Annotated in this window: 13 protein-coding genes and 1 pseudogene; 11 read left to right on the forward strand and 3 right to left on the reverse strand. The window is 68.3% G+C overall.

What is annotated here, in order from left to right:
* Positions 1 to 207 precede the first annotated feature (207 nt).
* Both IEY78_RS11885 and IEY78_RS11890 read right to left on the reverse strand, forming a co-directional pair.
* Positions 208 to 1,197: a magnesium and cobalt transport protein CorA gene (locus tag IEY78_RS11885; RefSeq protein ID WP_189097775.1), complete on the reverse strand. Its 990-nt coding sequence runs from the start codon at positions 1,195 to 1,197 to the stop codon at positions 208 to 210.
* A gap of 176 nt (positions 1,198 to 1,373) precedes the next feature.
* Entirely contained in the window at positions 1,374 to 2,012 is a 639-nt protein-coding gene (locus IEY78_RS11890; RefSeq protein WP_189097630.1) for a carbonic anhydrase, read from the reverse strand.
* A 236-nt stretch (positions 2,013 to 2,248) separates the two neighbouring features.
* Here IEY78_RS11890 and IEY78_RS11895 point away from each other — a divergent pair.
* The 4 genes and pseudogenes from IEY78_RS11895 to IEY78_RS11910 all read left to right on the forward strand — a co-directional run.
* A pseudogene (locus tag IEY78_RS11895) lies at positions 2,249 to 2,578 on the forward strand (helix-turn-helix domain-containing protein); the annotation flags it as partial.
* An 897-nt stretch (positions 2,579 to 3,475) separates the two neighbouring features.
* Entirely contained in the window at positions 3,476 to 3,898 is a 423-nt protein-coding gene (locus IEY78_RS11900; protein ID WP_189097632.1) for a hypothetical protein, read from the forward strand.
* Between the two features lie 26 nt (positions 3,899 to 3,924).
* Positions 3,925 to 5,091: an MAB_1171c family putative transporter gene (locus IEY78_RS11905; RefSeq protein WP_189097633.1), complete on the forward strand. Its 1,167-nt coding sequence runs from the start codon at positions 3,925 to 3,927 to the stop codon at positions 5,089 to 5,091.
* An 11-nt stretch (positions 5,092 to 5,102) separates the two neighbouring features.
* Positions 5,103 to 6,299: a serine hydrolase domain-containing protein gene (locus tag IEY78_RS11910; RefSeq protein WP_189097634.1), complete on the forward strand. Its 1,197-nt coding sequence runs from the start codon at positions 5,103 to 5,105 to the stop codon at positions 6,297 to 6,299.
* Here IEY78_RS11910 and IEY78_RS11915 read toward each other — a convergent pair.
* Positions 6,296 to 6,790 (reverse strand): XRE family transcriptional regulator, encoded by a 495-nt coding sequence (locus tag IEY78_RS11915; RefSeq protein ID WP_308426883.1) that lies wholly within the window; start codon positions 6,788 to 6,790, stop codon positions 6,296 to 6,298. The two genes, IEY78_RS11910 and IEY78_RS11915, sit on opposite strands and share 4 nt — an antisense overlap.
* Positions 6,791 to 6,918: 128 nt before the next feature.
* On the opposite strand from IEY78_RS11915, the gene IEY78_RS11920 reads away from it, so the two are divergent.
* From IEY78_RS11920 to IEY78_RS11950, 7 genes are all read left to right on the forward strand, one after another.
* The gene (locus IEY78_RS11920; RefSeq protein ID WP_189097635.1) at positions 6,919 to 7,899 is read left to right on the forward strand and encodes an LLM class flavin-dependent oxidoreductase; all 981 of its coding nucleotides are present in this window, start codon (positions 6,919 to 6,921) and stop codon (positions 7,897 to 7,899) included.
* Between the two features lie 135 nt (positions 7,900 to 8,034).
* Positions 8,035 to 9,069 (forward strand): daptide biosynthesis RiPP recognition protein, encoded by a 1,035-nt coding sequence (mpaB, locus tag IEY78_RS11925; protein ID WP_189097636.1) that lies wholly within the window; start codon positions 8,035 to 8,037, stop codon positions 9,067 to 9,069.
* An 11-nt stretch (positions 9,070 to 9,080) separates the two neighbouring features.
* Positions 9,081 to 9,890 carry a daptide-type RiPP biosynthesis methyltransferase gene (mpaM, locus tag IEY78_RS11930; protein ID WP_229699885.1) on the forward strand — a complete coding sequence of 270 codons (810 nt, stop codon included), beginning with the start codon at positions 9,081 to 9,083 and terminating at the stop codon, positions 9,888 to 9,890.
* A complete protein-coding gene (gene mpaD, locus IEY78_RS11935) occupies positions 9,887 to 11,152 on the forward strand; it encodes a daptide-type RiPP biosynthesis aminotransferase (RefSeq protein WP_189097638.1) in 1,266 nt (421 codons plus the stop codon). The genes mpaM and mpaD overlap by 4 nt, the downstream gene beginning before the upstream one ends.
* 5 nt (positions 11,153 to 11,157) lie before the next feature.
* On the forward strand, positions 11,158 to 12,357 hold the full coding sequence (gene mpaC, locus IEY78_RS11940) for a daptide-type RiPP biosynthesis dehydogenase (protein WP_189097639.1): 1,200 nt from the start codon (positions 11,158 to 11,160) through the stop codon (positions 12,355 to 12,357).
* 93 nt (positions 12,358 to 12,450) lie between these two features.
* Positions 12,451 to 12,606, forward strand: a complete 156-nt coding sequence (locus IEY78_RS11945) for a daptide-type RiPP (RefSeq protein ID WP_189097640.1) — start codon at positions 12,451 to 12,453, stop codon at positions 12,604 to 12,606.
* 152 nt (positions 12,607 to 12,758) lie between these two features.
* Complete coding sequence (locus IEY78_RS11950; RefSeq protein WP_189097641.1) at positions 12,759 to 12,902, forward strand: daptide-type RiPP; 144 nt, start codon at positions 12,759 to 12,761, stop codon at positions 12,900 to 12,902.

Below are 12,902 nucleotides of genomic sequence, written 5' to 3' on the forward strand. Positions count from 1 at the left end.
CGGTCCAGGGCGGCGGCGAAGGCTGCCGCGACGTCGCTGGGCGCATAGTCGGCCGCGGCGGCGAGCTCGACGGTGCGGCGGTCATCGCGCTGCAACTCGCGTACCACCGTGGCCGCAATGTCCTCGACGGCCGCATGGGGGATCGGCCGGTCGGCAGGGGTGATCGATATGTGCGGGCACATATTTTCCGGGGGCCGGCAAGGTCGTCTACAGCCAGTTGTTGCGGCGGAAGGCTCGGTACAGCAGGCCTGCGGACACGACCATCATGGTGATCGCGAGCGGGTATCCGAATGCCCAGCCGAGCTCCGGCATGTGGGCGAAGTTCATCCCATACACCCCGGCGATCAGGGTGGGGGTGGCAAGGATCGCGGCCCAGGCGGATATGCGCCGCATGTCGTCATTCTGCCACGTGCCCATGCGCGCAAGGTGGGCATCGAGGGCGGAGTTCAATAGCTCGTCGAGTGAGTGCACCTCCGTATCGGTGCGCTGAATGTGGTCCGCAACATCTCGGAAGTAAGGCAGGGCTTCGTCTGGCCACCCCTCTCGGGGGCCGGTGAGTTCCTGCACGACCGGGACCAGCGGCTCCACGGCATCACGGAACTCGACGACCTCGCGCTTGAGAGAGTAGATCGCTTCGGTCAGATCGTCTCGGGCCGGTGCGAATACCCGGCACTCCAACTGTGTCAGATCGGTACGGACCCGAACAGCGGCCTCAGAATAGGAATCAACCACGGTGTCCAGCACAGCGTGGAGCACCGCAACAGGCCCGAACTTCAGCGTTATCGGGTCCTCCTCGAGCCGTCGCGCAGCTTCGGCCGTAGGGTCGGCAGGACCGTGACGGACGCTGAGTACAAGGTGCGGCCCGGTGAAGAGCATGACATCCCCGGTCTCCACCTCAGGACCATCCCGGAGATACCAGAGGGTCTTCAGCGCCACCGCCAACACATCGCCGTACCGCTCTCGCTTCGGACGTTGATACGCCTGCACGGCATCCTCAACGGCCAGCGGATGCAGCCCGAGACGCTCGCTCAGCCCCTCCAGATCGCCCTCGCCCGGTTCATCCAGGTGCACCCAGGCGAACTCCCCCTCGGCCAGCTCCTTCAGCCGGCCCAAAGTGGCTGCATGACCGTCGCCTCCCTCCGGGCACCCCACGTGCTCCGCGCGACCGCTCCGCTCGTCGTAGACCACACACCTCATGCCCCACGTGTGCGCCACAGCGGGCATTTCATGCCTCAGAACACCCGGCCGTACCCCACGACCAAGTACCGGGAGGGGCTTGGCCGAAAGATTCGTACGCGCACTGCGAGACTGACTCGTGTTCCCCGGGCGTACTCCAGCACCTTCGCCGCATCTAGGGGCGCAACCTATCCTCTCTACCGCGCCGCATCAGTCGTGCTCAAACCATGAGAGCCGACCAATTGAGCACTGCCATCGGCCAGGCGGTAGGAGAGACCTACCACGGCCAAGCGGCCGGCGGTCACCCGTTCGGCCAGGGCACGGGAGCGTTCCAGTAGCAGATCCACGGTATTGCGGACGTGCTCGGCCAAGATCTCTGCGGACTGGTCGCTTCCGGCGGCACGGGCCGCCAGCACGCTTGGGGCCACCCGTTCAACAACGTCCCGGACGAAACCTGCCGGCAGCTGGCCGTCATCCACTGCGGCGCGGGCAGCCGCGATGGCTCCACACGAGTCATGGCCCAATACCACCACCAGTGGGCAGTCCAACACACTCACGCCGTACTCGATGCTTCCCAGCGCCTCAGCGCTGGCGACATGGCCAGCGTTGCGCACGACGAACAGATCCCCGAGCCCCTGGTCAAAGATGATTTCGGCAGCCAGCCGGGAGTCGGAGCAGCCGAACAGCACCGCGAAGGGGTTCTGGGCCGGGGCCGTCTCGGCGCGGCGCGCTGCGTCCTGGTTGGGGTGCTCGGGCGAGCCGGCAACGAACCGACGGTTGCCGGTAAGCAGCATCTCGAAGGCATCATCAGGAGTCGGTGGGAGAGTCTGGGGCATGGCGCAAGGCTACGGCCGACCTGCGGAATCTGGCGGCTGGGGCGCTTTCGGTGTTTCTTCAGGCGGGGACGAGGACGAGCCTCAGGCTCGAAACTCTGAAGACAACACGAGAGCGCACAGGGGGTGCCGTTAACGAGCGGCGATCGAGGTGACAAGTAACCCGCGAGTAGCTTTCGGGTCGAAGGTGCCGTGCTGATCCCCCGGATGCCGGAGTACCCGCACCGGCTCTCGAGACCGAGCATCGGTACCGCGCGGTACTGCAGGTGAAGAGCGGCGATTCGGTAGCGCAGGTGGCCCGGCAGGCAGGAGCTTCCCGGCAGTCGGTGTACGCCTGGATCGCGCGGTACGACGAGGGCGGGCTTGAGGCCCTGGCCGATCGATCCCGCCGCCCGCACACCTCGCCGACCCAGGTCGTCGGCGACGTCGAGGCGACGATCTGCGAGCTGCGGCTGGCCCATCCGCGCTGGGGAGCCCGCCGGATCGTCCACGAGCTCCAGCGCCGCGGCACGGCCTCGGTCCCCGGCCGCAGCACCGTCCACCGGATCCTGGTTCGCAACGGCTTGGTCCGGCCGAAGTAGCCGGGTGGGGTGCTCAATGGAACACCACCTCGAAGCGCCGGGTGTGGTGTGCGACCTCCTCCGGCGGAAGGCCCGACAAGTTCACCCTGCTCGCGAGCGGGGAACGGGAAGCCCACCGCTTCCGAGCCAAGCGAAAAACTGCTCGCGCCATGCCCGGTCCTGCATTAGCATCGTTGCCCTTCGTTCAGCTCGTCGCCCGGGCGGAACCCAGGTGCGCCCCGTCGGCGACCAGCTTCACGCCCTGCTCCGGGGTGACCTCGGGGTACTTTTCACAGGCGACCGCTGCCCCTACTGCGGCTTGGATCCGCACAGCTCGGGATGCCTTTCGCGACTGTGCTTAAGCCGCGCTGTTCTCCTCAATTAGGTAGTCGTCGCAAGTAGCTGCACCGTCTCGTAGCTGATGCCTGCCGAACTCGCGACTGGCGCGAGTGTCCGATCAGTGGCGGGAGCACGCTCAGCGGTGAGTGCGGGCTTGCGGCCGTTGGAGACGCCATGCTGCTTGGCCGCGGAGATGGCCTCGCGCTGGCGCTCCGGGATCAAGGCGCGCTCGAATTCGGCGAACGCTCCCCGTCACTCACAGTGGCAGCGGTCCGCCGTCCGTGGAGCAGGTGAGTCTTCGCCGGTGTGTCCAGGTGCGTGGTGTCTCACGGCGGAGTGCCCCACAGCGTGACCAAGAGCTGCGCGGGTGCCCGGCCGCCTCCGCGACCTGCACGAAGGCTATAGTGGGCGCTTCCGGACATGTGTGGACCTGGCGAAGGGTGTTGCTTCGATGTTGTAGCACCTCCCTGCGTCGTCGTGGGGGCATTAGTGAGGCAACGTGAGCTCGTCGCACGGTGTGAGCGCATTCTGGAGTGCATCCCGGTGCCGCGGCCGTTTGATGCGGAGGTGTTCTGCGACCTGGTGGCAGCCCACAGAGGGCGCTCGTTGCGGTTGATGGATCTTCCGACTGGTGTGGGTGTCTCGCTGCCGTGCGGGCTGTGGATGTCGATGGATGACGAGGACGTAGTCGTCGTTGACCGACGAACCAGTGGTTACCACCAACAGCAGATCATCCTGCATGAGTTGGGGCACATGTTGTCAGGGCACCGCGGGCGCCCTGGCAACGGACCGGTGGTGGATCCGGCGCTGTTTCCTGATCTTCCTGCGGGCACTCTGCAGGCCATCTTGGGGCGCGTCCACTACGGCAACGTCGAGGAACAGGAAGCCGAAATGATCGCGAGCCTTGTGCTGGCACGAGCGCTGGTTCAGGGGGATGAGCCCGCGGAAGAGCTGCCGGGCCTGGCCCGTGGGTTCGGGTTCGGCGGTTAGAGGGCTCGGCGAGGCTTGGAGGGAAAGTGTTCACGGCAGCAATATGGGTCAACACCATGGGGATCGTCAGCCTGTGGTTGGCCTCTGTTTTCCGTGCACGCGCGGCCGTGCGAGGGACGGGGGCGCAGCGAGCCCTGTGGGTTGCCGTCACGCTGATCGCGCTCACCACTTTGGTGCATCAGCCTGCTGTGACTGGAACGCTGAGCGGGTGGACGGGTGATATCGGGATTGTCAACCTGGCCACTCAGCTCCTCGATGTCACCGCCTCTACACTCATGCTGTACTTCGTGGTGAAGTCGGTCGGAGGCATGCGGCACTCTGCGCGGGCTCTGGCGGCCGGTGCAGTGCTGGCCGTTGCCTTGTGCACGGCGAATTTCGCCCTTGCTCCAGAGGGGGCTATCGCCACACCAGAAGTCGACCTGCCGTTCTCCTACGCATTGGCACTGCTGGGATTTCATCTCGTTGCAGACGCCATTGTCGCGGCGGTGTGCTTCCGCCAGGCCGCGCGTGCCTCAAGCCGTCAACTGCGGTGGGCATTCTCCAGCTTCGCTCTCGGTACTGCGCTGACCTGCGTCTCATGGGTTCTGTACCTGCTTTATGCCGCCACGCACGTGCCGTATCTGCAAGGCCCTGGCAAGGCCCTGACCGGCATCGAGGAGATGCTGCAGGCATTCGGCGTTGCCTTGCCAGGGCTGATCGTGCTGCGCCGTCGCCTCAGCGCCCGACGTGCGCTGTGGAGACTGTGGCCGCTATGGCAGGACCTTACCGAAGTCACTCCGCACGTGCGCCTCACTCCGCAGCAGGGCCGTTTCCGGGGCGTCACTGCTACGGGCATCGCACTCGATGTTGCCCTGCAGCGCGTGGTGGTGGAGATCCGGGATGCGATCCTTGAACTCAGTGCCTATGCCGATGTCAACGACGCCAACTGGGCAGCGCCCCACACCGCCGCATCCATCGAGGACACGGCTGCGGTGACCGCTTGTTGGCTCCCGCGAGCAAAGGCTGCGCGCCTTAGCGGCCGGTCGCCATCTGTTCAGGCCCAGCGAGACTCTCTGCCGGGCGGCATGAACCTGGATGGCGAGATCGCATTCCTCCTGCGTTTGCGCGACGCCCTCGCCGCACCGCCCACCCGCGCCGCTGCAACGGCTCCGCCCGACCAGCCGGCCCGGGACGCAAGCATCCCCACACGCTAGGAGGTCCGTTGATGGCTCAGGTGCACGGCACATGTACCGAGCAGTTCACCGAACTGCGTTCACTTTTGCAAGCGAGCCTGGAACGCGGAGACGATGCAGGAGCCTCCGTCGCCGTCTGCCTCGACGGGACGATGGTGGTCGATCTGTGGGGCGGCCACCTTGATGCCGGCAGGAAATCCCCGTGGCAGGCCGACACCCTCGTCACCACCTGGTCCGTGGCCAAGACCATGACCGCACTGTGCGCCCTTGTGCTCGCAGACCACCGGACCATCGGATTCGACGACCCCGTGGCCCGCTACTGGCCGCAGTTCGCCGCCGCCGGCAAGGGCGAGGTGCTCGTACGCCACATCCTTGGACACACCGCCGGCCTGCCCGACTGGGACCAGCCGCTGTCCACCGACGACCTGTACGACTGGGAGAAGGCCACCGAGTCCCTGGCCCGGCAGCCTCCCCGCTGGAAGCCCGGCACGACCTCCGGCTACCACGCCCTTACCCAGGGGTTCCTGCTCGGCGAGATCATCCGGCGCACCACAGGCATGAGCCCGGGAGCGTTCTTCGCAAGCACCCTGGCCCAGCCTCTGGGCGCCGACTTCCACTTCAGCATCGGCGAGGCCGACGATCACCGCATCGCCCCGCTCCTTCCTCATACCACACCGCCCCCCGGCCCATCCGGCGCACCCAACTGCATGCCCCCCGTGCAGCTGCGCACCCTGGTCACCCCGCAGGACACCTGGGCCGAAGGCTGGCGCCGAGCCGAGATCCCGGCCGCGGCGGGCTGGGGCAACGCCCGCTCCATCGCCCGTCTCCAAGCCCTGCTCGCCTGCGGTGGAGCGCTCGACGGTCACCGGCTGTTCAGCGAGACGACCGCTGACGCAGCTCTGGCCGAAGAGAGCAACCAGACAGACTTGGTCTTGGGCAGTCACGTCCGGTTCGGCCGCGGTTTTGGCCTCACCACCCCGGATCTCGCCGACGTGCTCCCCAATCCACGCACATGCTGGTGGGATGGCTGGGGAGGCTCCGTGGCCGTCACCGACCTGGACGCTCGGCTGAGCATCGCCTATGCCATGAACCAGATGCGTAGTCGGGAGCACACCATCGCAGACCGCCGGGCCCTCGACCTCATCCGCGCCACATACCGGGCCCTGCCACGGGGCAAGCGCCGCTACCGGCCGGCTTCTGCTCACCCCGGCTCTGAGGCGAGCTCTTAAGAATCACTGTTGCGATCAGAGTCCGACTCGCTGTCGCGCTGCGTCGGCGAGGCTGTTCGTAGGGCATTCACCTCGGTAATGATGCGACTCAGGGCCTGGCGGCCGGCGTCATCCATCTCGGCGGCCCGCAGTGCGATGTCTCGCACTCCTGCCCCTCGCAGAGCCACGGCCAAGTCCAGCTGGGCGTCGACACGACCGGCAACGGCGTCATCGAAGAAGTACGCCACCGGCACTCCGAAGAACTGTGCCAGGGCCTCAAGGTGTCGCTTGGTGGGGTTATCGCGTTGACCGACACGCAGCTGCCACACGTAAGCCTTTGAAAACGTCCCTCCTGACAACTCGCTGCAACCGCGAGCCACCTCGTCGTACGAGTACTCCCTGCCTTGGGGGCGGACGGTCTTGAACAGCTTATCGATCTTGTCACTCAGGGTCATCGTGTCGCCACTTTCGATTGCTTGGAAAAACGAGTTGCCCGCGTTGGTGTTCATCATAGTTGACATCGCCTGACCGGGTGCCTAATGTTCCCATCGATAAGCGGACGTGAACGCATCTCGATCCCGTCGTTTATATCCGTAACGCTCACGCAGGGACTCCGGAACGAGATAGGGAGAAGAACGACATGACGTCATACTCTGTCCTGCTCCCCTGCGTCCCGCGCCGGTTGGAGCAGGCGCTGCCCTTCGCTGGCCTGGTGCGGTGGACCGGAGCGGTCCGCCTCTGGCAGGGGCAGGCCATGGTGATGGAACCCCACCAGATCTTCGCGGGTCTGGCAGGTGCAGGGTTCCGGGTGCCGACGGGCTTGGGTGTCACGCTCATGCCCTTGCGTCAACCGTACGAAGCGGCTCTGCAGGCGCGGTCCGTGGCGTTGGCCACTGGGGAGCCGGCGATCGCGGGCTTCGGTCCGGGGGCCAGGGCCTTCCAGGAGAACATCCTCGGGGCTCCGTACGAGAAGCCGCTCCAGGTGGCACGCCAGTACGTGACGGCGGTGCGCCGCCTGCTCGACGGCGAGATGGTCGTCATGGACGGTCCGCACCTGGCCTTCCGGGGACAGCTGGCTCCGGTCGCGGCACCCAGGGTGGACGTAGGGCTGGGAGTGCTGCGGCCGGCGATGGCCAGGCTGGCGGGCGAGGTCGCGGACGTGGTGATCACATGGTTGACACCGCCCGGATACCTGCGGGACGTCATCCTGCCCGCGGTGGCCGAGGGTGCCGAACGGGCAGGGCGGTCCTCACTCCCCCGTGTCGTCGCCATGGTTCCGACGGGGTTGGACAAGGAGGGGCGGGAGGGTGCCGGGTGCGAACGGCTGGCTCTGGCCGGCAACGCGGCGCACATGCAAGCCCCGCATTACCTGGACATGCTCGGCCGGGCGGGTGTGGACGTCGGCTCTGGGCGGATCGAGGACGTGGCGCGCGGTGTTGTGGAAACTGGTGCGTTCGCGGGAGGCGACCTGCCGCAGGTGCTCAAGGCCCTCCGGGCTTACGAAGAGGTGGGGGTGGATGAAGTCGTCCTGAACACCACCGCCGTTTGCAAGCTCTTCGGCGCACAGGAGTCGCTCGCGGACCTGTCGGCGATCCTGCGGTCCATCACGGCACCCCGCTGACCGACGCACGTCGCCGGCTGCCCGTAGCTGACGGATCATCGCCGACCGTCGTGGCCGGGGTGCCCCTCTCCGCCGAACTCGATTCCCTGCTGCCCGGAGGCAGAGAGGGAGCAGACCAGCAAAGGACCCTCCGGCATGAATATGACCGCTCGTAAGCGTCTGAAGCAGCACCTCATCTCCTGGGCCACCGCCTCGCCTCTCTCCGGGCCACCCGGCGCCGGCGTCGGCACGCTCGTACTGGCCGACGCGGCGCACATTCCCGCCGTCACGGCAGCCGGGCTCGTCGGCGCACGGACCCTCCTCCTGGCACCCGCCGACGGCGCCAGCGACCCCGCCGTCGGCTACCACGGCAGCCTCACGGAGTCCGGCGACGAGTTCTCCAACGGCCAGGACTTCTTCCTGCAGACCCACGCCTACGCCGCCAGCCCCTTCATGACCGTCTTCGGCCCGACCATCGTCCGCGTCTTCGACCGGAACGACTTCGAGTCCTTCCTCGCTGACGCCGACCGAGCGCTCGCCGAGGGCGTCTTCCCCGAATTCCTCATCACCTCCTCAGTGCTGCTGGCTGACCCGGCTGCCCTGAGCGGCGTTCACGACCCGACGGACGGACCAGCCCTGCGCCTCTACGCAGACCGGAACGGGCAGGTGTCCACCAGCCCCACGGGAGCGGTGCTCGGCACAGTCGACGACAGCCCCGACACCCTCACCGAACGCTTCGACAGGGCCGGGCCCGGCGCCGCCGCACTGGACGGGGCACTGTCGGCGGAGACGCGGGCGGGGGCCCTGCGCAGTCGCCCATTCCTGGCCCGCTACCTCGAAGCTGTCACCGCGCTGCGCAGCCTCATGGCATGCGGGGTCACCGGCCTGCGGGTCTCCGGGTTCGGCTCCCGGCTGACGCCCGAGGTCGCCGCGACCGGTGCGGACGTCGACCTGGCGGACCCGACCCTGCCGATCGTGCTGTACGGGGACGAGGACGCGTATGTCGAGGCCGGCAGCCGCCTGTTCGCCGTCGACCGGCGGGCCGCACAGGCCCTGGAGTGTGTGCTTGCGACCTCCGGAGAGGTGGGCGACCTCGTCCCCGCCGACCATGTGGACCAACTGGCCGAGCTGCTCGCCCGGCACGACCTCCTGCAGTGCATACCACTGCGCGTCCCGGCGGCCGCGCGATGAGCGAGCCGACCATGCCTCTCACGACGGTCCAAGGGACTACTCTCGCCGCCCGCCGGACGGCGGAGCTGGGTAGCAGGGCCCGCATCTGCGGCCTGTACGACGCCCTGGGAGCCCCCCTCTACCAGGACCTTGCCACCTATGACGACCCCGAGACCCGGGCGCTTGTGGCCGCTGTGCGGGCCACGCCCGGGTCGGTCCTGGACCTGGCGGCTGGTGCGGGACGGTTCACCCTTCCGCTGCTCGCCGCCGGTCGGGAGGTCACCGCTCTTGACCTATCCACCGACATGCTGGCGCTGCTGCGGACCGAACTGGCCAAGGCCCCGACGTCAATGCAGGCCCGCTGCACCGTGGTGCAGGGCGACATGGCCCACTTCGCCCTCGGACGGAGCTTCCCGCACATCCTGCTCGGCACCACCTCGCTCTCGCTTCTGGACGACCGCGGCCGTACACACCTGTACCGCAGCGTCCTGGCGCACCTGGCCGAAGGCGGCCAGTTCCTGCTGACCGTCCTCGAACGAGGAGAGTTCGACGGCCCCGCCGAGACGGCCGTACGCGTCACCGGAGCCGGCGGCACGGTCTACGAGCTGTACGAGGACTGGCCCGCCGGCGCCGACAGCCGCACCGTCACCCTGCTCCCCGCCGACCCTCCGCAGGACGACAGCCCCGTCACGGTCTGCACGGACCGCGTGGCCGTCCTCGACCTGCCCCGCCTGGAGGAAGAGCTCGCCGAGTCCGGCCTGACCGTCACCTCCCGCCAGCCCCTCTCCCCGCCCGGAGAGCGTCACCGCGTGACACTCCTGACCACGGAAGCCTCCCGATGACCGCGCTCTGGCCCTACCTCATACCACCCTCCAGCCACGGCGACGACAGCCTCTGCGCCGTCGGCGCAACCGGACACCGCGTCGCCTTCGCGGACGGCAGCACCGCCCTCGACGCCGACAGCGGGCTCTGGAACGTAAACCTCGGCTACGGCAACCCGCGCATCGCCAAGGCCATCGCCGAAGCTGCCGAACACGCCTCCTACCTCGGGGCCTTCCGCTTCGAGAACTGCTACGCACGCCGCGCCGCCGAGGATCTGCTGCGGGTCTGCGGGCCTGACCACTACGCCCGGGTGCTCTTCTCCACCGGAGGTGGAGTTGCCAACGACGCGGTGATGAAACTGGCCCGGCTCTACCACGCCGTACAAGGCCGCCCCGGACGGAATCTGGTGGTCGCTCTCCGGGGCAGCTTCCACGGACTCACCTTCGGCGGCTTCGCCCTGACCGGGGAGGAACTGGGGCAGCGGGTCTACGGAGTGGACCAGCGGCTGATCCGACACGTCACCCCCAACGACACGGCTGAACTCGGCCGGCTGTTGGCCACCTTCGGCGGCCAGGTCGCCGCGGTCGTCGTGGAACCCGTGGTGGGCACCGGCACCATCCCGCTCGACGAGTCGTTCGTGGCCGAACTGGGCCGCCTGCGCGACGAGTACGGCTTCCTCCTGGTCGCCGACGAGGTCGCCACCGGCTTCGGCCGCACCGGGAGTTACTTCGCCTCCGAGAGTTGGCCGGGCCTCCCCGACGTCCTCATTACATCCAAGGGCCTCACCAACGGGGCCTGCCCAGCCGCCGCCCTGGTGATGTCCCACCGGCTGACGCGGGCACTCGTCCAACACGACACGATGTTCGCCCACGCCGAGACCCAGGGCGCGACGGCCCTCGCCTGCGCCGCCATCAGCGCCACGGTCGCCGAGATGGAGCGCCTCGACGCGGTGAAGACGGGCCAAAGCGTCGCCTCCTGGCTCCAGCAGGAGCTCACGAAACTGATCGAGCGCTACCCGCTTGCCACGCATACCACCGGCGTCGGCTGCTTCCGCACCCTGCACCTGACCCACCCTGACGGCCGCGCCCTGGCCGGAGCGGATGTAGCCGACCTCATCACCCGGATCCGGCACGCGGGCGCCATCGTCCATCCCAGCCCCTCCGGTATCCAGCTCGTGCCCTCCCTGACGTACAGCCGTGCCGAGGTCGTCGAACTCATGACCTGCATCGAAGCGGGCCTCGACAGCCTGCTGTCGGCAACCTCCCTGGCCGCGAGGAGCTGAACCCCATGACCACCGCCCTCGACACGTACGACCTGATCCCCGAACTGCTGCGGGATCTGCGCCCCACCGGCGTGACCGTCCTGGCCGACTCAGCCGTGGCCACCCACGCCGTCACCAGGAAGATCCACGCCGTAGTCGCCCGCACCGGGTACACGCCCACCCAGGCGGTCACCCCAGCGGACGTGGGGATGCCGGCCGTCGAGACCTTCGCCTCCCGGCTCTCTCCTGATGAGCTGGTCGTCGGTGTCGGGGGAGGGAGCACCCTCGACTTCGCGAAACTCTCGGCCGCCGTCGGCCGCCGACCCGAACTCCTGCGCTACCTGACCTCCGGGCAGCGCAGCGGACTGGTGGCGCTCCCGCGCTCGTGGGGGGAGCACGCCCAGGTCCTCGCGGTACCCACCACCCTGGGCACCGGAAGCGAGGCGGGACCCGTGGCCTGCTTTCCGCATGCCGACAGCAGACGCCTCGTGCTGGGCGAGTGCCTGCGGCCGCGCGCCGCCCTCTGGGTGCCCGAGGCCACCGAGACTCTTCCGGGGCCGCTCGTCATGGACGGAGTCATCGAAGCGATCTTCAGGACCGTCATCCCATACAGCAGCGACACGCTCGACCTTCCTGAACAGGACGCCGCCGTCGAGGAGTTGGCGGGCGGGCTTGTCGCGGCTGGCGACGAACTGGCCCGGCACATCGCCGTCGGCCTGCCGGCTCCCGCATCCGGGCGACTGCGGGTGGCCCGGCTCAGCGCCGAGAGCCAGCGCGGAGCCATCAACGTCGGCCGCAACCCATACGCGGTGAAGTGCTGGGCCCTCGCCAACGAGCTCTCTACCGTGCTCGGCCTGGCCAAGATGCGCGCGGTTGCCGCACTGTGGCCGGTCGTGTGGCGCCAGGCCCTGCGGGGAAACACCCGCTTCGGCAGCGCCGAGCGCATCCACCGCCTGTGGGAACGGCTGAGTGTCCACGCCCCGTGGCTCGCGCCGCGGCCTGACGACGGTCTTGAGCAACTGATGTTGCGGTGGCGGATCGACCGCACCGTGTACCTCGCCCCCCAGCTGCGCCAGCAGGTTGCCCTGCGCAGCGTGCGCGCCTGGGGCGCCGGACTTCCCACTCTCGCCGGGTTGAGCGCCGACGACGTCGCCGCGCTCCTCGCCGAGGCGACCGAGCCGACCGCCTCCTTGGCCGGCTCCCCCGAACCCCTCCCGGCGGCCTGAGCGCCTGCCCGGCGGGCACTGCACCAACCGCACCACCAGAAGACCGACAGCGCCCCGGAGAAGCCGGGGCGCACGGAACACGAGGAGAACGTGATGGCCAAGCACAGCCTGGTCGAGCTGGAGATGCAGGAACTCGGCACCGAGCTGGAGATGCAGGAGCTCGAGCCCGTGCACGCTCCGGGCTGGGCCACCAGCGCAGGCGTCAGTGTCGGCATATCGATCGTCTCAGTCGCCTGGAGCCTCACCTGAACGACCCGGCTCCTGCCGTCCGATCCACCGCACGCCGTGCCCGCGCACGGCCGGACACCCCCTGCTCCGCGGGGCTCAGATGGCCCGCGCGGAGCAGGGGAACCCCGACACCTACCACCACATTCGTCGCACAGCCGAGAGAGGTAACTGACATGAGCGAGAGCCTGAGCACCGTGGAGAACGCCGAGATCGTCGAGCTGGAGATGCAGGAGCTGGAGGCCTTGGAGGCCCCGGGCTGGGGCACCGTCAGCCTTGCCTTCTCCGCCGGCGTCTCGGTGTCCGTCGCCCTGACCTGA

The organism is Streptomyces kronopolitis, from assembly GCF_014646275.1.
Classification (GTDB): Bacteria; Actinomycetota; Actinomycetes; order Streptomycetales; family Streptomycetaceae; genus Streptomyces; species Streptomyces kronopolitis.